The sequence below is a fragment of the Borborobacter arsenicus genome (genome assembly GCF_003934165.1).
In the GTDB taxonomy this organism is placed as follows: domain Bacteria; phylum Pseudomonadota; class Alphaproteobacteria; order Rhizobiales; family Rhizobiaceae; genus Pseudaminobacter; species Pseudaminobacter arsenicus.
Genome location: NZ_RKST01000027.1, coordinates 36015 through 59961, shown reverse-complemented (window position 1 = coordinate 59961; position 23947 = coordinate 36015). Strand labels below are relative to the sequence as shown.

General features: G+C 59.6%; 31 protein-coding genes. 14 read left to right on the top strand and 17 right to left on the bottom strand.

Features of this window, described 5'->3' with window-relative positions; all coding sequences use genetic code 11:
• The first annotated feature begins 77 nt into the window (after positions 1-77).
• Genes EET67_RS21605 through EET67_RS21595 form a run of 3 tightly spaced genes read left to right on the top strand, consistent with a single transcriptional unit; the run spans position 78 to position 2150 of the window.
• Positions 78-1295: an ATP-binding protein gene (locus EET67_RS21605; protein ID WP_128628292.1), complete on the top strand. Its 1218-nt coding sequence runs from the start codon at positions 78-80 to the stop codon at positions 1293-1295.
• Entirely contained in the window at positions 1285-1644 is a 360-nt protein-coding gene (locus tag EET67_RS21600) for an STAS-like domain-containing protein (RefSeq protein ID WP_128628291.1), read from the top strand. Before EET67_RS21605 ends, EET67_RS21600 begins: the two co-directional genes overlap by 11 nt.
• A gap of 8 nt (positions 1645-1652) precedes the next feature.
• A complete protein-coding gene (locus EET67_RS21595; protein WP_128628290.1) occupies positions 1653-2150 on the top strand; it encodes a hypothetical protein in 498 nt (165 codons plus the stop codon).
• A 39-nt stretch (positions 2151-2189) separates the two neighbouring features.
• Here the strand turns inward: EET67_RS21595 and EET67_RS21590 are convergent, their stop codons facing one another.
• The gene (locus tag EET67_RS21590; protein WP_128628289.1) at positions 2190-2525 is read right to left on the bottom strand and encodes a hypothetical protein; all 336 of its coding nucleotides are present in this window, start codon (positions 2523-2525) and stop codon (positions 2190-2192) included.
• Between the two features lie 117 nt (positions 2526-2642).
• Here EET67_RS21590 and EET67_RS21585 point away from each other — a divergent pair, with 117 nt between their 5' ends.
• Together EET67_RS21585 and EET67_RS21580 are read left to right on the top strand one after the other, a co-directional pair.
• Positions 2643-3167: a hypothetical protein gene (locus tag EET67_RS21585; protein ID WP_128628288.1), complete on the top strand. Its 525-nt coding sequence runs from the start codon at positions 2643-2645 to the stop codon at positions 3165-3167.
• A 6-nt stretch (positions 3168-3173) separates the two neighbouring features.
• Positions 3174-3572 carry a hypothetical protein gene (locus EET67_RS21580; protein WP_128628287.1) on the top strand — a complete coding sequence of 133 codons (399 nt, stop codon included), beginning with the start codon at positions 3174-3176 and terminating at the stop codon, positions 3570-3572.
• 178 nt (positions 3573-3750) lie between these two features.
• On the opposite strand, the gene EET67_RS21575 is transcribed toward EET67_RS21580, so the two are convergent.
• On the bottom strand, positions 3751-4380 hold the full coding sequence (locus EET67_RS21575; RefSeq protein WP_128628286.1) for a hypothetical protein: 630 nt from the start codon (positions 4378-4380) through the stop codon (positions 3751-3753).
• 111 nt (positions 4381-4491) lie between these two features.
• Positions 4492-4770, bottom strand: a complete 279-nt coding sequence (locus EET67_RS21570) for a hypothetical protein (protein WP_128628285.1) — start codon at positions 4768-4770, stop codon at positions 4492-4494.
• A 185-nt stretch (positions 4771-4955) separates the two neighbouring features.
• On the opposite strand from EET67_RS21570, the gene EET67_RS21565 reads away from it, so the two are divergent.
• From EET67_RS21565 to EET67_RS21550, 4 genes are all read left to right on the top strand, one after another.
• A complete protein-coding gene (locus tag EET67_RS21565; protein ID WP_245451116.1) occupies positions 4956-6395 on the top strand; it encodes a chloride channel protein in 1440 nt (479 codons plus the stop codon).
• A 263-nt stretch (positions 6396-6658) separates the two neighbouring features.
• Entirely contained in the window at positions 6659-7120 is a 462-nt protein-coding gene (locus tag EET67_RS21560) for a Panacea domain-containing protein (protein WP_128628284.1), read from the top strand.
• Positions 7074-7448: a hypothetical protein gene (locus EET67_RS21555; RefSeq protein ID WP_128628283.1), complete on the top strand. Its 375-nt coding sequence runs from the start codon at positions 7074-7076 to the stop codon at positions 7446-7448. Before EET67_RS21560 ends, EET67_RS21555 begins: the two co-directional genes overlap by 47 nt.
• Before the next feature lie 299 nt (positions 7449-7747).
• Positions 7748-8065, top strand: coding sequence for a hypothetical protein (locus tag EET67_RS21550; protein WP_210211149.1), 318 nt, complete (start codon positions 7748-7750; stop codon positions 8063-8065).
• Here EET67_RS21550 and EET67_RS21545 read toward each other — a convergent pair.
• From EET67_RS21545 to EET67_RS21500, 11 genes are all read right to left on the bottom strand, one after another.
• Positions 8046-8492: a hypothetical protein gene (locus EET67_RS21545; protein WP_128628281.1), complete on the bottom strand. Its 447-nt coding sequence runs from the start codon at positions 8490-8492 to the stop codon at positions 8046-8048. The two genes, EET67_RS21550 and EET67_RS21545, sit on opposite strands and share 20 nt — an antisense overlap.
• Positions 8489-8977 carry a hypothetical protein gene (locus EET67_RS21540; protein WP_128628280.1) on the bottom strand — a complete coding sequence of 163 codons (489 nt, stop codon included), beginning with the start codon at positions 8975-8977 and terminating at the stop codon, positions 8489-8491. The genes EET67_RS21545 and EET67_RS21540 overlap by 4 nt, the downstream gene beginning before the upstream one ends.
• 248 nt (positions 8978-9225) lie before the next feature.
• Positions 9226-9870 carry a head decoration protein gene (locus tag EET67_RS21535; RefSeq protein ID WP_128628279.1) on the bottom strand — a complete coding sequence of 215 codons (645 nt, stop codon included), beginning with the start codon at positions 9868-9870 and terminating at the stop codon, positions 9226-9228.
• A gap of 144 nt (positions 9871-10014) precedes the next feature.
• The gene (locus EET67_RS25715) at positions 10015-10182 is read right to left on the bottom strand and encodes a hypothetical protein (protein WP_165899993.1); all 168 of its coding nucleotides are present in this window, start codon (positions 10180-10182) and stop codon (positions 10015-10017) included.
• Positions 10179-11156, bottom strand: a complete 978-nt coding sequence (locus EET67_RS21530) for a hypothetical protein (RefSeq protein WP_128628278.1) — start codon at positions 11154-11156, stop codon at positions 10179-10181. The genes EET67_RS25715 and EET67_RS21530 overlap by 4 nt, the downstream gene beginning before the upstream one ends.
• Before the next feature lie 93 nt (positions 11157-11249).
• Entirely contained in the window at positions 11250-11570 is a 321-nt protein-coding gene (locus tag EET67_RS21525; protein ID WP_128628277.1) for a hypothetical protein, read from the bottom strand.
• Entirely contained in the window at positions 11567-11839 is a 273-nt protein-coding gene (locus EET67_RS21520) for a DUF6074 family protein (protein ID WP_128628276.1), read from the bottom strand. Before EET67_RS21520 ends, EET67_RS21525 begins: the two co-directional genes overlap by 4 nt.
• Positions 11826-12746, bottom strand: coding sequence for a hypothetical protein (locus tag EET67_RS21515; RefSeq protein ID WP_128628275.1), 921 nt, complete (start codon positions 12744-12746; stop codon positions 11826-11828). Before EET67_RS21515 ends, EET67_RS21520 begins: the two co-directional genes overlap by 14 nt.
• A gap of 67 nt (positions 12747-12813) precedes the next feature.
• Positions 12814-13026: a hypothetical protein gene (locus EET67_RS21510; RefSeq protein WP_128628274.1), complete on the bottom strand. Its 213-nt coding sequence runs from the start codon at positions 13024-13026 to the stop codon at positions 12814-12816.
• A gap of 104 nt (positions 13027-13130) precedes the next feature.
• Positions 13131-13802, bottom strand: coding sequence for a hypothetical protein (locus EET67_RS21505; protein WP_128628273.1), 672 nt, complete (start codon positions 13800-13802; stop codon positions 13131-13133).
• Positions 13799-15130, bottom strand: coding sequence for a tyrosine-type recombinase/integrase (locus EET67_RS21500; protein ID WP_128628272.1), 1332 nt, complete (start codon positions 15128-15130; stop codon positions 13799-13801). The genes EET67_RS21505 and EET67_RS21500 overlap by 4 nt, the downstream gene beginning before the upstream one ends.
• A gap of 364 nt (positions 15131-15494) precedes the next feature.
• On the opposite strand from EET67_RS21500, the gene EET67_RS21495 reads away from it, so the two are divergent.
• Positions 15495-18776, top strand: a complete 3282-nt coding sequence (locus EET67_RS21495; protein WP_128628271.1) for an adenylate/guanylate cyclase domain-containing protein — start codon at positions 15495-15497, stop codon at positions 18774-18776.
• A 19-nt stretch (positions 18777-18795) separates the two neighbouring features.
• Positions 18796-19479 (top strand): peroxiredoxin-like family protein, encoded by a 684-nt coding sequence (locus EET67_RS21490; RefSeq protein WP_128628270.1) that lies wholly within the window; start codon positions 18796-18798, stop codon positions 19477-19479.
• A gap of 139 nt (positions 19480-19618) precedes the next feature.
• Here EET67_RS21490 and gstA read toward each other — a convergent pair whose 3' ends face one another.
• Entirely contained in the window at positions 19619-20224 is a 606-nt protein-coding gene (gene gstA, locus EET67_RS21485; protein WP_128628269.1) for a glutathione transferase GstA, read from the bottom strand.
• A gap of 121 nt (positions 20225-20345) precedes the next feature.
• Positions 20346-20663, bottom strand: coding sequence for a helix-turn-helix domain-containing protein (locus EET67_RS21480; RefSeq protein WP_128628268.1), 318 nt, complete (start codon positions 20661-20663; stop codon positions 20346-20348).
• 285 nt (positions 20664-20948) lie between these two features.
• Here EET67_RS21480 and corA point away from each other — a divergent pair, with 285 nt between their 5' ends.
• The 3 genes from corA to EET67_RS21465 all read left to right on the top strand — a co-directional run bounded on the left by corA (position 20949) and on the right by EET67_RS21465 (position 22909).
• Positions 20949-21920 (top strand): magnesium/cobalt transporter CorA, encoded by a 972-nt coding sequence (gene corA, locus EET67_RS21475; protein ID WP_128628267.1) that lies wholly within the window; start codon positions 20949-20951, stop codon positions 21918-21920.
• A 63-nt stretch (positions 21921-21983) separates the two neighbouring features.
• Entirely contained in the window at positions 21984-22445 is a 462-nt protein-coding gene (locus tag EET67_RS21470) for a MaoC family dehydratase (RefSeq protein WP_128628266.1), read from the top strand.
• Complete coding sequence (locus tag EET67_RS21465; RefSeq protein WP_128628265.1) at positions 22442-22909, top strand: MaoC family dehydratase; 468 nt, start codon at positions 22442-22444, stop codon at positions 22907-22909. The genes EET67_RS21470 and EET67_RS21465 overlap by 4 nt, the downstream gene beginning before the upstream one ends.
• 434 nt (positions 22910-23343) lie before the next feature.
• On the opposite strand, the gene EET67_RS21460 is transcribed toward EET67_RS21465, so the two are convergent.
• Positions 23344-23889: an adenine phosphoribosyltransferase gene (locus EET67_RS21460; protein ID WP_128628264.1), complete on the bottom strand. Its 546-nt coding sequence runs from the start codon at positions 23887-23889 to the stop codon at positions 23344-23346.
• Positions 23890-23947 lie beyond the last annotated feature (58 nt).

Here is a 23947-nt window from a genome sequence, read left to right as displayed (position 1 = left end):
GGCACATTCTTTTGAAAGGCTGTGTCGCGACCAAAGTGCGACAACAAGGAATTTCCGGCGGGGCAGGGCAACTTGACTTGAGAAAACTCGATGCTAAGCGCAGAAGGTGGCTAGCGCTCCGATCACGCAACGAATGGAAACGCCGTCGGCGAGTTCGCAATGAGATCGACTGGGGGCCATTTAAACGCCCACCCTCGGCGCGTCACAGCGCGCGCCGCGTGCGTATATGGGATGGAGGAGATGTCGAATGGGCGATTGCCGCAGCAGCAGGGCAACGGCCTCCGTCTCCAATGTGCTTCGATGACAATCGCATCGGAACTTACGCTTTTTTTGAAGCATTGCGGCAGAATTTCCAAGCAGCCATTCGCAAGAAGGTAGGCTTTGTCTATAGGCCGGAAAGGTCCGGTGCGATGCCTAGAATCGCAACGTACTTCGATTTTGGCCGCCTTGATCGCATCTCTACGGCAGCATCTGTCGTGCTTGCAGCCGAGTACCAGAGAGTAGCCAGCTTGGTAGGAGTGGTCCCCCCGACAGTGAATTTGAATAAATGGAGCCCCGAAGTTTACGCGAAGCTCACTCAGTTGGGCTTTTTTGAGATACTCGGCATCGAACGCAATGTTCGACCGGTGGTCAATGGTGCGGGGGCCACCAGGACCATGCGGATAATACGAGCACAAAATCTCGATGCTTTGGCGACAATCGATGAAGCCTTGCAGCAGTTGGGCCTCTTTCTCGACCCGACGGACAATCTATCGGATAACGTGTTCATTCAGTTTCTTACCGCGCTGAGTGAGGCAATCACCAACGTGATCCATCATGCTTATTCTGACGAGCGGCTACTGACCGACAGACATATTGACAGTTTATGGGTGGCAGCGACAGCCGATCGCTCAGACAACTCGCTCACAGTGGTCGTCTTTGATCAAGGCGCAACGATACCAGCCACGTACCCGCGCATTGAACGCCTCGAGAAGGTCCGCAGGTTCCTGCAACGCGCGATTTCCCGGCGTACAAGTGGACACCCTTTTAAAGACGACGGTACCTATATCCGCGCCGCAATGCGATATGGAGGTTCACGAACTGACCAGCGACATCGTGGACTCGGCCTGCCGCAAATGTTTGAGGCTTTGATGCGGATCGGCGAGGGCAGTCTGAGTGTTTATAGTCGTGGCGGATGGTGCAAACGGAACCACAATGGAAGGTTTACCTCTGGTGCGTTACAATATTCAATTGGTGGAACGCTTGTGGAGTGGTCGGTGAGGCTTCCTGCGGAGACCCTGCGATATGAAAATTGATGTTGCAAAGGAGTTCAACTCTTACCCCGCGGGTCGCTTTCCCGAGGATGGCACCCACAATGGGCAGCGGTTCCGCGACGAGTTTCTCACCCCTGCTATCAAGGACATATTGAGCAGCGGATCGAATGAAAAACTTACGATTGATATAGATGGAGTAAGGTCATTTGGCTCTTCTTTCTTAGAGGAGGCTTTTGGCGGCCTAATCCGCAAAGGAATTTTCCAAAAAGAGGTAGTTGAAAATATTATCCGCATCCATTGTTCGAAGCCGCATCTGTACTTCTTTAGAGATGCAATAATCTCGTATATTGCCGAGGCTCGGAAAGAAACGGGCACGGAATTAGCATCGTAGCGTTGCCGATGGACAAAGTTATCATTGCGCTCTTTGCATTTCTGGGAGGCGCCGTTTTTCAGAATTACCGTGCCGCACGATCGGAAGAAGGCGCACTTATCAACGAACACATCAAAGACATCGAGAAATTTAGCGACGCTGCCCAGAGCTACTGGCTTAAGACTCCAAAAGATGAAGAGGAAGAAGCGGCGTCCGCAGCAAGGGTCCGGGTGGCGCATGCTGGCACCACGTTTCTATATGAAGATATCAGTCGTATCTGCGCGGCTAGATGTGACAGGTATCAGAAGGGGATGAAAGCGCTCTACCACTCGGCGACCGGGGGTGCGTTCGAAAGCGCCAAGCGCAACATGGACGCTGAGCGCGCGATGGCTACAGCCGACTGTGCAGCTAAGCTCATACATACCCTCCGCGTTTCACGGTCAGACCTTCTGTCAATAAGGCATATGGCTCGAGTCATAAAATGGTGGTTCCAAGAGCTTTGGCGCAACCACGGTCCCAAGCCATGATTGGTGATCAGTAAGCAGGCAAGACTGCTTGCCCGCAATTTAACTATGAAAATTCTCGACGATCTCGGCGCGCCGATCTACGGATAACGCACCCATGGCCGTCCTTGCGGCCCTGCGGGACATCGTGGCGCCTTCCTGCCGTGCCTGGGCAATCATTGCCGCTGGGACATGCACGGGCGTCACGGCATAGATCATGGGTTTCCTGCCGCCTGGCGTCTTGCCGAGCTTGTCGGCCGCGAGGATCGCCGCGGCCAGCGTCTTTGCCCGCTTGGTGATCTTGTCATGCGGGCCGGATCGCAGATGCACGGTGAAGTGCGTCGCGGTGGCGATCTTCTCGATATCGGAAAGGTCGGCAGGATGCAGCTTGTCGGGCATAGGAACCTCCGTGATGAACACGGCTGGTCCAGTTATGCCGATGGGTGGAAAGAGCAACTCCACATTGACGATATCAAAGCCGAGCACAATGATGCGATTGCTGGCTAGGGGGATATAATGGACAAAGAAAAGGCGGTGCCGCCAAAGCGGTATATGCTTGCACGCGATCAGGTGGCGGCAGTCGTCTATCGCGACTATAAGGAAAACCAGAGGGCGACATTTGGGGTTGCCGCCGAGTATGGTCGCTGGCTTATTGCCTCGCTGATCCTTATCAACGGCGGGGCTCTATGGGGTCTTTTTTCGTACTTGGGTTCCATTGGTGCAAAGGCCGCAGATTTGCCGCCGTTTGTTGCACCCGTTTGGTCTTTCGCGATCGGCGTAACGCTCGGGATGTGCTCCGGCCTCTCAGCGTGGGTGAACTGGTCGATGCACTCGGACAATTACGACCGCATGGCGCGCTACGACATGCTATGGGACCCAGAAAAGTGGGTCGATAACGCACCTCATGTGCGGGGCCTTGCATTCACACATTGGGTTAGCATCACGACAGGGATCGGCTCGATGATAGCCGCCTTGGTCGGCTGCGCTTTCATCCTGCATGGAAACTTCGTCGCGAAGCTATGGCACATGATCTTCGGCTAAGCTTCATTGAAAAGGCCGGCACGCTGGCCTGCCGAACTGGCGATGATCGACGAGAACCTCTGCCGGTCCGAACTCTCGCCGGCAGACCGGGCAAGGCAGACGGCCAGGCGCAAGGCCATCTATGAGGAATTGAACCCGGAAACGCGACCCGGTGCTATCCGTGCCCATGCAGCAAATGCCGCGATGGGTAATGACGTTGACGCCAACTTGGCGGCAACGCCATTCACCGCCGACACCGCCCGCGTTACCGGCCTATCAAAGCGGACGGTGCAGCGCGACGCGGAGCGGGGCGAGAAAGTGATTGAGGGCGCTGTGGCGGGTCGCAACTGGCCGGCGCTTGCGGGGGCTTGGGGTCGCGCCGGCCAGTGCAGTGTTCCCTTGCGGGGTCATCCGCTGCGAGAATGACATGGGCCTGGGTCAGGCGACAGCGCGCTCTTAGATGAAAGATCATCATCAAAACGAACAAGGCCGGTCATAGACCGGCCCTGTGGCCTTACCCTGCGCGTACATCCGGCGTCAGGGGAAGCGGATGCACCATCATGGCTGATCGGCCAGATAAGGCAAGTCGGGTAAAGCGGGGTAGCTAATCACGGATCGCGACAATCTTGCCAGGGTTGGCCGGATCAAGATATCCGTCAACCATAAGGTTCACTTGATCATCCAGAAAAGCGTCGAAAAGATCGCCGATCTCAAGAGTTGTAAAATGGAAGGCACTGATCCGTCGCTGGTCGTCGGAAGCGATCAGCAATCCATCTGGCAAATATGAGCTTCCGGACAACACGCCGATGAATCTCGCGTGGAGCATCTTGTTCGAGATGTACTTTGGTGCACGGCGTATCGTATGACGAACCGTCATGTCGTAATTGTTGAACGTTCCGCCGGCCGTGGAGCTTAAAAACGGTTCTCGCCATTTGGTATCTGCCCGAACATGAATTTCGTGGACGTCGATCTGCGATCCGCGGAATTTGTCAGTGACTAAGTGACATTCAATGAGCCTTCGCATGCAGACCGAAGCCACGCCGATTGCACTTTCCAGCATGTGATAAGGGTTGTGAGGAGTATCAGCATCGGCGAGGGCCTCATTAAGATGCTGTAGAATTCTGCGCTTTTGCTCCGCAAGTTCATTTTTCCACGTGTAAGACTGCCAATCTGCGGATGCGACCCCACCCAGTTTCGGTTTTTCCGCAATTCGCCGATTGATGTCGTCTGTCACGTTGTCCTCAATAGATGAAGAAGCTGCTTCGTTTGGTAACGTGAGTATCGCTGCGGCATCGACTGACGGCAACGGGCGCACAAGGCGCGCCCGTTGTGAACGGGTTTCTGGTCAGTCGCGGGCGTCAGGTGCATGGCGAAGTTCCAACGCCTTTGCGGCCGCCCGCTCGGCACAGTTGATGATCAGGCGCCTCCCGAACCTTCTCTCGGCCAACGTCTCCCGAACAGCATCCATGTCGGTGAGGTCGACACCTGCCGTCTGCAATTCAGGCACCATCAATTCGATGACCACGCCCTCTGCCGCTGTGCGCATGTCGCCGTCCATCTCGACGATCTCTGCGGTAGCGGCTGCGGTCTGGTCGGGGAACGCGTTCGTGGTGATGATATTCATGGGAAAGCTCCGTTGCTTGAGGTTGATCAAGGATCGAGACGAAGGGTCTGACTTAACGGGAAAGCCGCCGGGTTTTCAGGCCCGGCGGCCTCGGACTCAAGCAGAAGCCATGCGGTGCATCGCACGGACACGTAGGCGGAGATTCGTGCGGAATGCAACTCCGATAGGCTCGGTCGCTTGCCTTCTTGCCTGGTTCTACGATCGGCCTTGCCGCGAGTGTTCCGCTTGCCTATGCAACGGCCTTACTCAACTTTCAGCCCTCAATCTCGATGCGCCACTTTAATCTCGTTGAACTCGCCGTGATGCTGGCCACAGTGGCGCAGTGGCTTGTGCTGGCAACCATCATCGGTGCAATTGTCGGAACCGGCACCAGCCTGTTTCTACACGGGCTGTTCGTCACGACGGGCCGCTCCGCTGGTATCCCGCTATGGCTCCAGATGATGCTGTTGCCTGCCGGCGGGCTTTTGAATGGTCTCCTGCTACATTACGGCTATAGGGCCAATCCCACTGGTTTGAAGGATTCGATCTTCGCGGCGGTGAATACCCAGGCGGGCCGGATGCCGTTTCGAACCATCCTGATCAAACCGGTCGCGGCCATCATCACGCTTGCCAGCGGCGGTTCTGCCGGCAAGGAGGGACCCTGCTCGCACATTGGCGCATCGCTGGCCTCTGCGATCGGCAAGGCGCTGCGATTGAATACGGAACTGCGGCTGCGGATTGTGGCCTGTGGTGTGAGCGCGGGCTTTGCCAGTGTCTTCGGGACACCAATTGCCGGCGCCATCTATGGCGTCGAGGTGCTGGCGATCGGGCGTATCAGGCACGATTTCCTGTTCCCGGCCATCGTTGCCGGCGTTGCATCCTACCACGTCAGCATCCTGTGGGGTGTTCCCTACCAATATTACCAGTTTCCTGCGCTCCCGATCCTCTCTGAAGTGCTGTTTCTGAAAACAGCGCTGCTCGGCGTTATCTGCGGCATTGCCGCCCTCGTATTCGTGGAACTCGTCTATCGTGCCGCCGGGCTTTCCATCTATTTGAGGACACGGTTCCGAGTTTGGCCGCCCTTGATGCCGCTTGGCGGTGGTGTAGTGCTCGCCCTTCTGATCCTCATTATCCCAACCGATTACCTCGGCCTTAGCCTTCCTCTGATGGATCGGGCGCTCGCAGGAGAACCAATGCCGTACCTCGGTTTCCTCTGGAAGAGCCTGCTAGTGGCCATCACCATCGGCTCGGGCTTCTACGGCGGCATCGTCACGCCCCAGTTTGTTATCGGCGCCGTAGCGGGCAGCGCCTTTGCTCCCCTGCTCGGTATGGACCCAATGCTCGGTGCGGCCGTTGGCCTGTCCAGTGTGGTAGCGGCGGCATCGAATACCCCGATTGCCGCCGTCTTGATGGGTGTCGAACTGTTCGGGGGGTCGGTTGGTACGCTGTATATTGCGGGCGCCGCGATCGCAGCCTATCTCATGATCGGGCATCGGAGCATCTACCCCGAGCAGCGTCTTGCCTATGCAAAATCATCATGGATGCGCATTCGGCCCGAAACAGCGGTGGAAACGGAAAAAGCCAAACTGGCGTACGGCTTACTGCGCTGGTGGGGTCGGCGGCATAAGAGATCAAAGACGCGCTGACTTCCGGCAAATGTCCGGGTGGCAATTTTTTAAGTTGCTGGAATTGTGGAGATAATCGCAGAGGCGGAAACACAGATGTCCGCTTTGTCCGGCGGGCATGTCCGCTTTGGAAGTACCGGGGAACGATCAGGCGCCTGTGCGAGCAGCCGATGGTATAACACTTCCTCAAAATCTTCCCTATATGATTAGATAGAAACGCATGCACTTATTCGCATTGCTGGAATCAAAGCGTCTGTGTACGATCCGTGAATAGGGAGGGCAGGATGATGACTATTGATGTTGAAAGCGCTGCCCGTTTTATTGCCGAGTGCACCGGCTGGAAGGCGACCAACCTCACCATTCAGAAGATTCTTTACCTTTCCCAGGTTGTGCATCTTGGGCGCACTGGCGAGCGTCTGGTCGACACAGATTTTGAGGCTTGGGATTATGGCCCTGTGGCACCCGAGCTTTACCGACAGTTGAAGGGCTTCGGCTCTAAACCAATTCCCGAGGCGGTTTTCTGGCAGGCGCGCAACATCTCCGCAAAACCGGCGGCTGAAACTCTGCGGGAGGCTTGCCAGCATCTGGGGAAGAAATCAGGCGGCGATCTGATAAAGAATACACATTGGTCGGGCGGGGCATGGGCCAAGCGTTATATCCCTGGCGCAAATGTTCGTATATCCGCCGAGGATATGCTTGATGAGTACAGAAATCGCGTGCGCCGAAGCTCCAGCCAAGCTGCCTGATCAAGTCTTTGATATTCCGCCAGACGGCAACGGTCAGCTAGACAAGCTGATCGAAAAAATCGAGCGCCTTGAAACTGACCTCACGACTGCAAAAGATGTGCGGCGTGAAGAACGCTTCTACTGGATTTTTGCGGCAGACTTTCTGTTCAACCTTATACTCATAAAATACTTAGATAACGTTGCACTGTTCCTTATAATGCTCGTTCCACAATTGTTTGTTCTCGTGGGGCTGGCTCGATATCTCGGTGTTGATTGGGCGGTGGAGCCGATCGAACGGTCGCTTAAATGGTTCTCGGATCAGGTAAAGAGGCCTAGCGGTAAGGAATAGCGCGCACGGCGCTTGCCAACCGCCCGCCAACGGCCAGCATCCCGGCCACACGCGGCACCCAGCGCGCGTCCAAGCTTTTCTGGCGGTGAGGGGCGGCAAAGGCTTGTTGCGCGCCAGCGGGCGCGGTATGCGGGGATATGCTTGATAGGAATGTTTGCCTCCATGGCGTTTGGTCCCCCGACCTTGTCGGCGACACGCTGATCGATGCTGCATGGCTCGCGATTATCGCCGGCGGCCGAGTGAGGCCAGCAGGGATCAGGAGCCTGATGCCTGATCTCGCCATGTCTGGAGCCGAGCGCATGGCAGTGGGATGGGATTACATCATGCCGATCGACGAGGACGAGCTTGATCGCCAGCGTCGCCGGCGGCTCTCGCCGGCGCGGGTCTCGTTTCTTGAGCGGGCGATGTTCTGGCCGGAAATCTATCTCAAGGATGAAGGCGGTGCCGCACGTATGTTGCAGCTTTGGCTCCGCTGCAAAACCAGCCGTAAGCGGTTTGTCAGCGAATTGAAACGTCGCGGCCTGGCAAGGGCGACCGCTTATCGCAAGAGGGACAAGGCACTATCGATCATATCGGTCGGCCTCGATCGGGATGGTGTCAGGATGGTTGCTGACTGATCGCCTGGGCGATCGCCTCGGCGCCTTCGCGCGGGATTGTCAGCTTCACCATAGCGGTGTCTGCGTCCACATAGGCAACGAAGCTGGCTTTGCTCTTGGCGACCACGCCGACGACAGGACCGGCGATCTCACGATAGGGCTTTTCAGATGGAGGCGCGACCGGATCGCGTGCCGCGAGAATTTCAAGATCGAGCCGACCGCCTCGCTGCGAATGAATACGGATATAGCCTTGTTCCGCGAGGGCAGCGAGTAAGTCGCCTTGATGTCGTGAGGACTGCTGGGCGGCTACAGCCAAGGGCATCGACCGGCCACGGTATCTGCCTTGGTCGTTGGATGCCGCTGCGATGGCGACGGCGAGCCGGCAACCGGCATTACTAATCTTCGGATTCGCGGCGATGTCGCCAAGCCAGGCGGTGGCCGAGTTCATTGGTCGTCCTCTTTCATGGATGGATCGTCCTGGCCGGTCACCAGGCGGTGCCTACCGATGGTAAGGTCGCGCTTGAGGCGGGCTATATCGATCGCGACGATGGCATCCAATCGGCGCCGCTCGGCGGGATTGCGGGTCATCTGTGCTGGCAAACCTTGCAGCGACTCTACATAGATTTCGGCGGCGTGGTCATAGGCTTGGAGTGCCTCGTCCATTGTAATCAAGTGGCGATCCTCGCGCGCCATGCGGCGCTCGATCGCGGCCAGCTTGGCGTCGGTCAGCGGGCTGGATGCGACCTGCTCTGCCTTCTCCCGACGATCGTCACGGTATTTGAAGTAGCCCTGCACCACCGCGACGAGCGGGTATCGGCCATGGGCGATCGGCTGAAAGTAGCCAGCCTTGGATAGCTGCCGGACGCGCTCGTCGGAGATCATCAGCAGGCGTGCGGCTTGCTGCAACGTGATGGTACCTGCCGGCGCGTTCATCGGGACTGATCTCCTTGTTTTCTGAGGCTTTCAGCGGCTTCAAATCCAAATCCAAATGCATTTTTCAAAATCTGAAAAACGCGAAAATCCGGCAGTCGCGCGGGCCCGCCCCCCTGCCCAGGCCGCCGAAAGGGACCCAAAGGGGGGGAGGGGCAGGACGGCGATGAGCCGCCGTCCTGCATCTGCGCGGGGAAGCCATCCCGCGCGTCCTCGTAGCGCACAGGATCGCCGCGAGGGTTGAGAGATCATCAGCAACGAACAATAATACCTAGCCGCGCGAGCGCGCCTTTGGCGATTGTCTTTTCGGCGTCGGTGATGCTGGCCGGCCAGGCCACACAATTCGCGTTCGCTTCCGCATCGCGGACGATCGCAGCGATCTTCACCGTCTCGCCAACGCCAGTCGTTGCCGGATAGATCGCGAGTCCGGCGATCGGCAGGCCGGCGTCGGCGTCAAAGGAAACATGCTGCCATGCGTCGGCGTCGCCGGTCACTACGACATAAAACTCGTCGCCGGCTGCGGTCGGGGTCGTGCCGGCGGTGATCGTCAGACTGATCTCGCCAGGAAAGGGCGTGCCGTGCACCGATTCGCCGATGTAATGTCCTGCGGGGTCCTCCCACGTCACGTGTGTCGCATCAGTGGCAACACCCCGATAGCGGCCGGGGCTGACGGCGGTGCTAGCGCCGGGCGACCCGACCGCGATGGTGGCATCACCTGCATTCTCGGCGCCGACAGAAGCGGTGGCACTGACCTTGGCCGGATCGGCCGTCCGGCACACAACGCTGTTGGCCTCGATGATCTGCTCGGCGGCAATGGTGAGGGATTCGCGAGATCGCTGGCCATTGGCCTCTCTCATCACGAACTCGCCGGGATGACGCCCTTCGGTCTGCATCATGATTTCTCCTAAACGGATGAGTGAGCAGGAAACGGCCCGCCCGATGCGACAGCGCCATCATCGGCGTACTGCTCGGCAATGATTTTCGACCAGTTATTGTCGGTCGATACGCGATCTTGGCCGAGGACGGCGAGCGGATCGGGATCACCTTGCGGCCGCGGCCTGCTTCGCAAGGGCAGCTTGGTCGATGACCTGCGCTGCAAAGTCCGGCGTGGCCTTGGCTGGTACATCTGCGGCAGTCGGAGCCGCTGTCTGCCCCGCCGGCTGGTTGTGGGCCATGAGGCGGCGCATAGTGATCAAGTGGCTGCTCATGCAAAAAACTCCTGAACTTCGAGAACAGCGCGGGGATCGCAATCTCGGCGGCGAGTGATGGCCGTGCCCTCGGCCGCGGCAGCGGCGATGTAGGCTTCCTCATCGAATTCGAGGGCGAGCTTCCGATCGAGCAGGCGGGAGAAGGCGGAATCACGCTGCTCATCCGTCATGGCGTCGGCAAAATCCAGCTTCTCGGCCTCGGCATGGAGCCGGGCAAGGATTTGGTCGCGATGCAGCCATACGACGAATGGTGACGCGACATCAGAAACGAACATCTCACCCGTTCGTCTTAGGCGAAGGACCCGTTCGAGATCAGTCGGACCATCGGTCGCGTCTCGCACGCAGATTTTCGGCTGGCCGACCGAAGCCAACCGATCTACCTGGCTGGTGATCTCGGCCTTGAGGTCAGCTAGTGGAAGCGGTGCAGTCTCGATTCTCGTCCATTCTTCATCACAGCCAGAAAGCTGCTGGCGGACGCGCTCGACCGCCTGCCGGAAGGATTCGCCACGCGTCAGCTTGACTGGTGGGAGCGGCTGATGCGCGAGATGGCCGCCGTGGCCGACGTAAGTTCCAAGCCATCGGACTAGATCGGGAAGGAAAGCAAATTTTGACCATTCCGCCTCGGCTGCCTCCCGCGCTGCATCGGCGCGATCGACGCGCTCCTGGGCGGCGCGGACACGATCGTCGAGCCGCTCCGCGTCTTCGTCGGTCAAAGCGAGGCGGTTCGACGAGAGCATGGCTTCGTCCACGGAAATGGAAAATCCTATCCGGCGTGTTGCTCGGCTGGCCGCTGATTCCTGGCTGGCAGTGACGATCTTGACCCGCGCAAGGTCAGTGCGCTCGTCGTTCAAGCGGTTCCATGCTGCTAGCAAGGCTTCGTGGGCGCGCAAGCTCGCGTCGCACAAAGTGCGGACCTTCTCCCAGCTCTCGCGCGGCAGATGCTCAAAAAGTTGGCGGTGGTCTTCGAAATCCAAAGTGATCGTCTCCTGTGGTCAATAGAGACGATAGGCGACGGTTTCAGCCGCCGCTATTTCGCAAACTTTCGGGCGATATCGTTTTCTCTCGCGTCAGCGAGGGCGATGCTCTCGCCAGATTTGCGTGAGGGAGTAGTAGCGGCGGCCCTCGACCTTGAGCGAAATACGATCCCGCAATTCGTAAAGTTTGGTCGCTTTGAAGGGGCCATGAGCGGCAGCATTTTCGAGGTTCTGCCATTGCCAATATGGATCGCTCGGTATCACGCGAGGCGGCGGCCATGTCCGGTCGGCATGGTCATCGACATGCATCTTGAGCGCCTCGATCTCGCCGCCCAGGCGCGCCTCGATGGCGCGCAGGCGTTCCATCGCTGCTGAAAGATCGGCGCGGATCGCTGAAAGTTCGGCGCTGGTCATCCGGCACCGCCCGCGCGATCCTCGACGAGATAGATTTGCTGCTGGACTGCATCATGGAACTTGCGGACCTGATCCTCGACGATCGGACGTGGGACACCTGCGTTGAGCATCGGCCAGGCGATGCCATCGACCACGGCCTGCCAGTACCTCTCCGCGTCATCGTCGTTATTCTGCATGATCGTCTCGGCCACTTTGCGCACGAATGACCGGCGCCGCGAAGGCGGAAAGGCGAGCACCTTGGCTGTCAGATTGAACTCAAGCTGCCGCATTGCGCTTCCTCCCGGACTTTGGTGCCGGACTGAAAATTCGCGGACGCCAGTCGATCCCGATCCGCTCCGATTTAGCCGGGTCCTCGTAGTCCCACCAGGATGACGCAAAGTTGGGCGCGCCGGCTGCATCCAAGGGTACGATCCTTGCGTCCATGACGAAATCGCCGCTCTCTTTCAGTTGAAGATAACAGGTCGAACCATCAAAACCGATTTCCTCGACATAGCTGATGCCAGATGTTGTTTTGACCTGATCACCCTTCCTATATCGACAGACCGGATGGCCGGACGCGCTTAACGCGTCCGGGCCAATTGATGTTTCATCCATATACTGATGATCTACATCGGCGGGCGCGCCATGCGCCCGCCTGGGATCGTTAGAGGGATCGTTACAAGGATTCCCCTGCGGATTCCCGGAGGGTTTACCATTCTTTTTCCGCAGGGTTTGGTGATCATTTTCCGCAGGGTTTGCCTCATTCAAACCCTGCGGTTTCCCGAGGGGTTTGGGGATAAGAAGGACTGGCCGATATCTGCTGGTATTCCCTTTGCCGCCGAGGGTTATATCCGCCTCAAGGTGGCCTCGCTCGACGAGAGCTTGGATACCCTTTCTGGTTTGAGTCACGCTGCGGCCGATCATCCGGGCAAGCGTCGCGATCGCCGGCCAAGCCTCCATCGTTTCAGGGTGAAGGAATTTCGCGGCCATGTAGATCGCGGCTGGCGCGGAGGCCGGCGGCATGGACGCATCTGCTGCCACTTGCAGGAGCCATTTGAATTTGAATGCGGTCAGCCTGGCTTTAGCCGAGCTTGCCTTCCCGGCCTCCCGGTCATAATATAAGTGCTCTGCATTTTCCTGACCTGCCTGCCGGCACGCTTCAACGTGCCGCCGGCTTTTTCTTTGCGCAGCCGTCATGACAGCGCGCCGGCTGTGACGGCGGCCACCAACAGGATGGCCGCAGCATAGGCGAGAAGGTCCAGCATCACGCGGCCTCCGAGGTCGAGGTGACGACTTTCGCCTCGATCCAATCCCGCGTCCACTCTCGCGTATAGAGACATTTGGCTCCGAACTGTATGTATTTCGGGCCGGTGCCCCTCACGCGGTGCTTTTGTAAGGTCGATGCGCTGAATAGCCCACGAAATTCAGGGTCGGCGGCAATCTCCTTATCTGAAAAATACTGGCGTTCTTGTTCCACGTTTGCGGCTCCTTCCAAAGCGTTGCGATGGAACGAACACGCCTGAAATCTCTTAGATGGTCGATGCGGATTGCCGATAAGAAAAACGGCAAGCAAAACAGATTCTACGCCGTCGCGATGAAGGCTCTTTTCAGCGTGTCATCGAGATCGGCATGACCGATCGGCAATTCGTAGTCGACCCACATTTGATAGGCGACACCTCGAAGGTCTTTTCCTCCGTTTGCCGGAACTGCTTGCCCCGAAGTAATAGCGGACCATGCCGTCCGGATTTCCGCTGCAAACATGTTCGCGAGGTGGTTCGTCTTGTCACCTTTACGCATAGGTTTCTTAATCCCTGCCAATATCTCAACCCGGTCGGCAAACCGCTTTCCCAAATCGATTGTCTCCGCTGTGAGATGAGGCGTGCCGTCTGACGCGAATACGGCTGGTCCAAGTAGACGCACTTCCTCCGCGAGATCGTGCTCGATCTCTGCGATCAAGCTCCGCATTTTTTTCACCTGCGCCATCCAGTGATCGGATGTGTCTTTGTCAGTGTCGAGAGTTTTGCGATGCCATTTCAAAGCCGCATAATTGCCTATCGCCTGATCAAGAGCGTTTTCAAGCCGCTCCACCGCGTCCGCCGCGGGGATTTCCAGGTACCCTTTCGCGACAAGGCTCTCCATCATCACCTCGAACTCGAAAGTCTCACCCTTTTCCCGCCGCTCTAGCCCCCGAGCGAATCCTGCTATTTCATCACCAAGAGCGGCTAGTAGTCGTTGGCGCCATAGCGTTCTCACGCGCTAGCCCTCCTGAATTCGACCACCTCGCCCTTGTCCTCGACGGCGCCTGCAATCCCCATGGCGGCGGCCACGGTCGCCGCCGTCTTCTCCGACACCGCGCGAACCGGATCGTCGGCAAAATGCGCATATCTTTGCGTCATCGCCGGCGTCGAGTGGCCGAGAAGCTTTCCGATGACCGGCAGGCTGGCACCGCCGGCCGCAGCAAAGCTGGCGAACGAATGTCGGAGGTCATGCAGGCGAAGCCCATCCAGCCCGGCGTGACGCCGGATCGGTATCCAGGCGCTATCCAGATTGCTGCGCGGCGCCGGCTTCTCGGCTGTCGAGGACCGGCCCGGAAAGACGAAGGAGCCGCGCCGTGGCACCTGCGACAGAATCAGCGCGGCCGGGGCGGGCAGCATGACTGCCCGCCGGCCCGTCTTCCCGTGAACCGTGATGATGCCCCGCTCGAGATCGACCTGATCCCAACGCAGGTGGAGAACTTCCCTCAATCTGCACCCGGTGAAAACCAAAATGCGCAAGGCGGCCAAGGCATCTGGATCGACCATAGTCCGACGATCGCCATGCGGTACAAACTTCGCGCCTTCCTTGGACTTCAACTCCCATGGCAGGCCAACTGTCTCGGCCTCAATCATCGCTGCGCCGAGGCGCTCTACCTCGGCCAGCGACAAGAATCGCTCGCGGCGGTTCTTCTTGTACATCTTGACGCCGACAGCGGGGCACGTCCCCTCGCCGATTAGGCCGGCCTCGGCGGCGGCGGCATACAGGTTGCGCAGACACTCAAGCATCGCGTTCGCAGCAACCGGCGTGCCGGCCATCTTTGCGTGCAGGCGCGACACGTCCGCCTTGGTGATCGCGTCCATCTTCCGACTTCCGAAGGCCGGGCCCGCGTGCTTCCGCATGATGCTCTGGTAGTTTCGAACGGTGCCGATCCGCAGCTTTGCGGAGAGTGGCTGCGCTTTGGCGATAATAGCCGCCGCGTCGTAGTGCTCTTTCGCGAAGTCAGCGAGTGTCGGCACCTGCCGGCTCTTTGCCCGGCCGGCGGCAGGATCGCCGCCGGCAACGACCTCGGCTGCAAGCTGCTCCGCAATGGTACGCGCCTGATCCGGTGTCAAGACGCCGCCGCCTTCCCTTTCCCGGCCGATCGTGACGCGGCGAGTTATACCGCCCCTGCCCTTCGTCGAGCGATATTCGAACGCATATGAGACAGTGCCATTTGCGTTCTTGCGGGCCTGAAATCCGACCAGCTTATCATCGCGGATGATGGTCCCAGCAGCCGCATTCAGCAGGCTGTCGATTGTCCTTTTACTGATCCTGACCTTCGCCATGTCTTCCCTCCGTATCGCGACCCGTGTCGCGACCGGAGTGCGACATGAGCGGCAAATGTTTGAAATCGATGGAAAGGAGGTAAGGCCGGCTGCGACGAATAATCAAGCAAATACCGTCACTTATGCAAACCATGGCAAAACGATGAAACGGCCGGCAACCGGATCGTTCAAGTTCAACACCTGATCGCCCGCAAATAAATCCCCCTGGTCGGCTGCGGTAGCTTCTAGCGCAACTGTGTGGACGCCCTCGCTCCGACAAGCATCTTGTCCTTACGAGGCTACAGGCTCATTGTAGGGAGAAAGCGGGCGACTTCAGGTACGCCCGGCGCTCGATAGCGCCAGGGCGGTTGCAGGTTCTCGATCCATGAACTGCGCCAGTTGCGGTTTCGAGCTCCAGAGCGGCTTTGCCTTTTGCCCCAAATGCGGGGCAGGACAACCCAGGGCTTGCCCTGATTGCGGGCATGTCTGTCCGGCAGATTTCGCCTTCTGCTCCGAATGCGGGGCCAAGCTCGCCGGCGCATCGAAGCCCCACAGCAAGGATAAGACCGTCTCGCCGGCCGCTACGCCTATATCGCCGCCAATCGAGCCGATAGCGGAAGCAGAACCTCAAACCATTGGCCACGATGCCGACCGCCGCACGGTGACGGTGCTCTTTGCCGATCTCAGTGGTTTTACGGCGCTCAGCGAACAGCTCGACCCCGAGGTGATGCAGGCGATGCAAAACGAGCTGTTCGAGGAGATGACCGCGGCGGTGCAGAGTTTCGGAGGCTTTGTCGACAAGTTCATAGGCGATGCGCTGCTTGCCCTGTTCGGCGCACCTGTCTCGCATGAGGATGACCCGGAACGGGCCCTGCGGGCCGCTCTCGATATGATAAGACGGACGGCGCTGATGGAGGAGCGCTCCAAGGCGCTCGGTTCGCCGCTGATGCTCCATATCGGCATCAATACAGGACAAGTGGTTGCCGGAGCCTTCGGCGCCAGCAATGTGAAGTCCTATTCGGTTACCGGCGACACGGTGAATATCGCTCAGCGCCTGCAATCGATCGCGGCACCGGGCGAAGTGCTGGTGGGGCCGCTCACCCATCGGCTGACCAGGCATGGCTTCGCTTATGAAGCCCTCGGAGACATCGCCCTTCGCGGCAAAACCGGCCGTATCCTCGTCCATCGGCTAAAGGGCGCCCTTGATGCGCCCCGCGCCGCACGGGGGCTGGAGACGCTTGGGCTCAACGCACCGCTGATCGGCCGCGACAGCGAGTTGGCCCAGCTTCTGGGGTGTCTCGAACTGGCCTGCAGCGGCTCAGCCCAGCTTGTAAGGCTCGCTGGAGAAGCCGGAATCGGCAAGTCGCGGCTGGTGCAGGAATTCATCGCCCGCCTCCATGATGATGAGCGGTTCGCCAATGTCGCCATCAGACAGGCAGCCTGTTCCTCGCTCGGCGAACAGTCCTACGGCGTGTTGGCAGCCGTGGTGCGCAGCGCGGCCGGCATGCCGCAATCCGCCCCACCGGAGGAAATGCGCCGGAAACTTGCCGCGCTTCTGGAAGAACTCGGCCTGCCGGACGAGGAGATGGGTCGGCTGATGCCATTATTGTTCCACGTCCTGGGATTGGGCGACCCTGACGCGGCCCTGCAGCATGTCGAGCCGGAACAATTGCGGCGGCAGATCCTCTTTGCGATCCGCACGATCTTCGAGCGGCGCCTGGCGCTGTCGCCCTTGCTGATCGTCGTGGAAGACCTGCACTGGGCCGATGCCGTTTCCCTGGAAGCCTTGCGTTTCGTGATGGATCGGTTGGAGCGCACGCGCCTTCTGCTGCTGGTGACGCATCGGCCGGGGTCGGAGCGCGATCAATTGGAGTCGGGCAGGATCAGCCATACCGCCCTTCGCCTCGGACCATTGAAGGCAGCCGACGCGCAAAGATTGCTGGACGTCCTGCTGGGGCAGCCCTCCGATCGACCACTGCTGGCGCTTCGCGATGGAATTCTGCAACGTGCCGGCGGAAACCCGCTTTTTGTGGAAGAAATCGTGCGCGGGCTGATCGAGACCGGTACGCTCGCCCGTGACGGCCAGCATTGGCGGATCACCTCTGCCGAAGCGGTTGCCGAAATTCCGGCAGCACTCCAGCCAATGCTGCTTGCCCGCGTTGACCGGTTGCCGCCGGCGGCCCGCAGGCTGGCGCAGGAAGCGGCGGTGCTTGGTCCGCGTATCGATGCCGCGCTGCTCAGGGCAACGGCCGCCGATCAGGCCGGGCTGGAGGCCAGTCTCGACCTTTTGTGCGACGCTGAGGTCATCGAGGAGATCGCCGCGCCGATTTCGTCACGATGCTATCGTTTCACGCAGACCCTGCTGCAGGATGTGGTCTATCACAACCTGCTGCTGCAGCGGCGCACCGAGATGCATGGGCGGGTTGCCACCGCACTTGAACGTCTCTATGGCGAGCATCCCGAGCGGCTGGATGATCTGACGCTGCTTGGCCACCACTTCAGCCTCAGCACGCAGCACGAAAAAGGCGCGCGCTACCTGACGGATGCCGGCGACCGGGCCCGCATGATCTATGCCAATGACGACGCGTTGCGCCTCTATCAGCAGGCACTTGACGCACTGACGGCGACGGACGGCGGGCCGCTGCGAATCCTGCTTACCGAGCGGCTGGGAGATTTGTGCGGGCCAGCCGGCCAGCGCGCGGCCGCCCAGGACCACTACCGGATCGCGCTGGATGCCTGCCGGGCATCGGGAGACAAGGTCGGCGCAGCCCGGTTATTGCGCAAAACCGGGCGTTTGTTGTGGGAGGCAGGCAGGCGCAGTCTGGCGCAAGCCCACTACGCCGATGCCGCCACATTGCTGGAGGACGCAGACGCACCGATTGAGCGCGCGCATCTGTGGCAGGAGCGCGGCCATCTGGCGTTCCGGACCGGCGACCATGCCCAGGCAGCCAAATGGGCAGATGAAGCGCTGGGTTGCGTGGGCGCCCTGCCGAAAGGCTCCGATGCGGGGATGCAGCACGAGGCAGCGCTGGCAACCGCCGAAGCGCTCAATACCAAGGCTGTCGCACTGGCACGGATGGGACAAGGCATCAAAGCCGTGGGCGAGGTGGAAAAAAGCGTGGCGGTCGCCGAGACCGCCGGCCTCCTGAGCGCCGCCTGCCGCGGCTACACCAATCTTAGCGTGCTCTACACCATAATCGATCCCGCCAAGGCCATGGAGATATGCCGGCGCGGCCTCGACGTTGCCCGCCGCATCGGTGACACCAGCTTCCAGGCGCGGCTGCTTGCCAATCTGGCGGTAGCCTCCTGCACCTTCACCGACCGATGCGCAGGCGAAGGCGTGCCGGCGGCGGAGAAGGCGATCGAACTCGATCGCGCGCTCGATCAGCGCGAGCATCTTCCCGTGCCGCTGATCGTGCTTGGACAGATCCACCAATGTCACGGCCGGCCGGAACTCGCTTTGCCCTGCTACACCGAAGCGCTCGAACTGGCCCGCGAAACCGGCGAACCCCAGTTGCTGTTTTCATGCTATGATGGGCTGGCCACATTGAATCTCGACCTCGACAACATGACCGAGGCCGATCGATATTTTTCCATGGCGCAAGAGACATGCGCCCGGCACGGGCTCGACCCTGAAGCCCTGTTCGTGCTGCCCTTTCTTGACTGAGCTGGAAAGGAGCTTGAAAATGTCGGCATCCCTAGACGTTGGACCACCACTGCAGCCGGGCGACCGCGCGCCAAACATCGTACTCGACGCGATCACGCGGGAGGGCCAGATCTCGCTGGACGATTTTCGCGGGCACAATCCCGTGCTGGTCGGGCTGTTCCGGGGCCTTCACTGCCCGTTTTGCCGTCGCCATATTGCGGCGATGGCGCAACTTGACCCGACACTGCGCGAAAAGGGCATCGAAAGCCTCGCAGTGGTCAATACCCCCATCGATCGCGCACGCCTCTATTTTCGCTACCACCCGATGCCCAACCTGCTTGCTGCCGCCGACCCGGAACGCACCTCGCATCGCGCTTTCGGCCTGCCCAACCTGGAATTCACCGAGAACCAGACCGAATGGCCGCACAAGATGGGCATGGATGCGGTGATGACTGCGCGGGTGGACGTGCCGGGTGAATTGCCGGAGCCGATGAACCCGATGGTGGCTGCCGAAATTCTAGATAAGGCGGATGCCTACGAGATCACCGAAGCGGATCAGCAGATGATCGCAACCGGCATGGGGCAGCTCGTCGGCCAGTTCCTGCTCGACCGCGACGGGGTGGTGCGCTGGTGCTTTACCGAGGTACCGGAGAACGGTCGCTACATGTTCACCGCGCCATCGTCGCAGGAGGTGTTGTCAGCGGCGTCTCGCATCGCCAGCTAAGGTTACAGTATCGGCCAATAAAGCGGCAGAACGAACAGGCCGGTCGAAACCGGCGGTGTGACTGTCCTCACCTTGCGAAGAACGCCGGGGCCTGCGGCACCCGGCGTTCATAGGCACATAAGCGAGTGCGCTCAACAGATCAGGCAAGACCTTCGGCACGAAGGGTCTTCTGCACGGCAGGCCGCGCGGCAACCGTTCCAAGGTAGCGCTGGATGTTGGCGAAGGGCGAAAGGTCGAAGCCGATGAACTTCGCCCAACCCAGGACGGTCCACAGATAGGCATCAGCGGCAGTGAAGGTATCGCCCATAAGATAGGAGCGGCCGTCGAGCTTCTGGTCGACATATGCCAGCCGCCGCGAAAGATGCGCGCGGTTGATCTCCTTGGTGGCCTCGGGCGTGTCCGGCTTGAAGAACGAGCCGAAGACCTTGTGCAATTCGGTGGCGACAAAGGCCAGCCACTGCTGGACACGATAGCGGGCAATCTCGCCGGGCTTCGGCATCAGGCCGGTTTCGGGCTTCTGGTCCGCAAGATACTGCACCACGACCGACGCCTCGGTCATCAGTTCGCCATCCGGCAGCACCAGTGCCGGCACATAGCCGTTCGGGTTTGTGGCAAGGAAGTCCTGACCCTGCTCGGTCTTCTTGCTCTTGCCGTCGACACGGACCAGATCGAGATCGATGCCAGCTTCATTCGCAATGATATGGGGAGCCAAAGAACAGGCTCCGGGCATGTAGAATAATTTCATTTCAGGGATGCTCCAAACAAAAGTCCGAAGTTTCCGTCGCATATCGCGATTTGGCTTTCAAAGAACAAAGATGTGAACAGAGCGTTCGTCTTTTGAGATTACCGGCAGCGCTTGAAGGCGCCTACATGACACGGCTCGGTTCCTTGGCGAAGGGGCTCAGCCCAAGCCATTGCTGGATGGCTCCTGCAATCGACGGGTCGCCATCCAGTTCGAGATTGCCTTCATCGATCTCGCGGCGCAACTTGGCGACCCCCATCCAGATCGCGGTCATGGTTCTGAGCGGCGATCTCACCAGCAGACCCACCTCGAACCCGGGATCAAATGCGCACAGGTCAACGACGCTGCCATCTATCACGACGCCGCTACCATTGCGCTCGACCGAGACGATACCGGCCTTCTCAAGCTCCTTCAGTCGCTTGGAAAGCAGCGCCGGCGACATGCGCGGCACGCCGCGCCGCGGGCTTAAGCGCATTATCGCGCAGAAGGGACAAGAGCCGTCGCAGCCATCGGAACGGCGCGGCGGCCCGTCATTGCGGCGGGCAGGTCCCGCCCAAATGCCGCATTCTCGCTCCCTGAAAAACCCCTGGCTTGACCTGCAACGGCGCCGAGCCTAATTGGCGATTGCATCCGACTAGGGCTTTCTACGGAAATGCCCGTCTCATGCGGCCTGCAATCATGCGTCTTCATCAAGGCGCCTCCTCTCAGCAGCAAGGGAGACCCGGCGATGATCAGGGCATTTGTGGTGGAAGCCGGTCGCCTGCGGGGCGTGGAACTGACCCCGGATCGAACCGATGTCATGTGGGCCGACCTGCTGGCGCCGACCAGGGCGGAAGAAACCTTGATCGAGGAGTGGGTCGGCATCGGCATCCCCACCCGGGAGGAAATGGAGGAGATCGAAATCTCCTCACGCCTCTATGTCGAGGACAACGCCCTGTTCATGACGGCGACGCTGCCGGCGCAGACCGACGATGACCACCCGTTGATGTCGCCGGTCACCTTCGTTCTCGCAGGCAACCGCCTGGTCACGATCCGCTATCACGAGCCGCGTGCCTTCCAGACATTTCCCACGCGCGCGGAAAAGGTTTCGGTCGGCTGCACCAATGGAGAGACGATCCTGATCGGCCTTCTGGAAACGATCGTTGACCGCCTCGCCGACGTATTGGAGCGGGCCGGGCGCGATATCGATGCACTCTCGCACGATATTTTCCAATCGGCTGAGACCAAGGCCAACAAGCGCGACCGCAACTTCCAGAAAGTCCTGCAGACGATCGGCCGCAAGGAGGGATTGACCTCCGATATCCGCGACAGCCTGATGACGCTGCAACGGCTGTCAGGATTCCTCGGCAATGCCCTGGGTCAGGACAGGACCGGAAAGGAATTGCGGGCGCGGGTGAAGGTGCTGACGCGAGACGTGATGTCGCTCGCCGACCACGTGACGTTTCTGTCACAGAAAATCACCTTCCTGCTCGACGCAACGCTTGGCATGATCAATATCGAGCAGAACGGCATCATCAAGATATTCTCGGTTGCCGCGGTGGTGTTCCTGCCGCCGACATTGGTGGCGTCCGTCTATGGCATGAACTTCGACATCATGCCGGAATTGCAATGGCCCCTCGGCTATCCCTTCGCCCTCGGGCTGATGGTCCTCTCCGCAATCCTGCCCTTCTGGTACTTCAAACGACGCGGTTGGTTGTAGCGGCCTTGCCTGCCATCATCGGCAGGCCCACAATAAACGTTCAAATCTGAACGGGATTTCGGCATGACACAGAAGAAATGGGCCTATGAGGATTTTCCCGAGGGCGGCACGCTCGACCTCGGCACCAAACAGGTGACGGCTGCCGAACTGATCGCATTCGCCAGCGAGTTCGATGCCCAGCCCATGCATCTGGACGAGGAAGCCGGCAAGGCCAGCATTCTGGGCGGACTTTCAGCCTCCGGCTGGCATATATGCTCGATGTTCATGCGCATGATGTGCGATGCCTTCCTGCTCGATTCGACCTCGCAAGGGTCTCCCGGCATCGACTATACGCGCTGGAAAAAACCGGTTCTGGCCGGCGATACCTTGACCGGACGGAGCACGATCCTCGCAAAACGGACATCGCGCTCACGACCCAATCTCGGCTTCGTGACCATGCGCGCGGAGCTTTTCAACCAGAGAGGCGAATGCGTCTTCGAACTTGAAAACACCGGCATGTTTCTCACCCGTGAGGCCGCGGCATGACACTCGACGAATTCTTCGGTGTCGGCACCACCGTCACGCTGGGCTCGCATAAATTCGAGCCTGAAGAGATCAAGGCCTTCGCTGCAAAATATGATCCGCAGCCATTCCATCTGGACGAGAATCTCGCCCAGGGCAGCGTCTTCGGCCGTCTTTGCGCCTCCGGCTGGCACACGGCATCGATGTGGATGCGCTACAACCTGGCGTCACAGGCCGTCGAAGGCGAGCACTGGGCCGGGCCGGGGCCGAAGCCTGAATTCGGTCCCTCCCCGGGCTTCAAGAATCTCAAATGGCTGAAGCCGGTCTATGCCGGCGAAACGGTGACATTCACACGCACAGGCATCAGCCATCGGCCGCTCACCAGCCGACCGGGATGGCGTCTCCTGACCTTGCGCGCCGATGCCTTCGATTCTACCGGCGACAAGGTGCTGGAACTCGAAAGCGCGGTATTGGTGAAGACCGGCTGACTGCTGACAACCGCCGACTCGACTGACGTGGTAGCCGAGTTGCTCCGCATCCGGTCCGCTCTAGAGCCTTTCATGGTTATACGAAAGCAGTTCTGTTTGTCCGATGGCGAGGCGATCCGCCAGGAGGGCGGCGCCGGCCGATGTGGACCATCGGCCAAGTCCGGCCGACGCCGCGGGCGCCCGCCAGCGGCAAACCCTGCGGGCCGGGTGAATTCGGGCCAAATCCTTCGGGATTCGGACTTGGCCGTACCCCGGTACGCCCGGCGCCGAAGCCCTCGACCTTGTTCCCGAATTCCCTCCGGCAGAACGCTTCCGTATGACCATGAAAGGCTCTAGATAGAGACGACTTTTCCTTGAATCGCCATCTCGGTCTAAGCCTTTATTATTGAAGCATGATCTTGTCCGAAAAGTCTGCAACTTTTCGGGATCATGCTCTAATGTCCCGGAAATGACACCAGCGTCCTGACCGGCACATCGAGGTTGTCAAGCCGGGCACGCCCGCCCAGATCGGGCAGATCAATGACGAAGCAGGACGCCACGATATCGGCCCCCATCTGACGCAGCAGCTTCACCGCCGCTTCGGCAGTGCCGCCGGTGGCGATGAGATCATCGACGAGGATGACCTTTTCACCGGCCTCAACCGCGTCCTTGTGCATCTCCATCTCGTCCAGACCGTATTCGAGGCTATAGGCTACGCGCACCGTTTCATGCGGCAGCTTGCCCTTCTTGCGGATTGGAATGAAGCCTGCGGAAAGCTGGTGCGCAATCGCGCCGCCCAGTATGAAGCCACGCGCCTCGATCCCAGCGATCTTGTCGATCTTCGAGCCGGCATAAGGCTGCACCAGCTCGTCGATCGCACGGCGGAACGCGCGCGCATTTCCGAGCAGGGTAGTGATATCGCGAAACATGATTCCGGGCTTCGGATAGTCTGGAATGTTCCGGATCGCCGACAAGAGTGTGTCTTCAAGCGAGGGTTTCATGAGCCGGATTCCGTTGATGCCTATCTTTGCAGCGATGTTGCCCAAAAGAAAAGGGCGC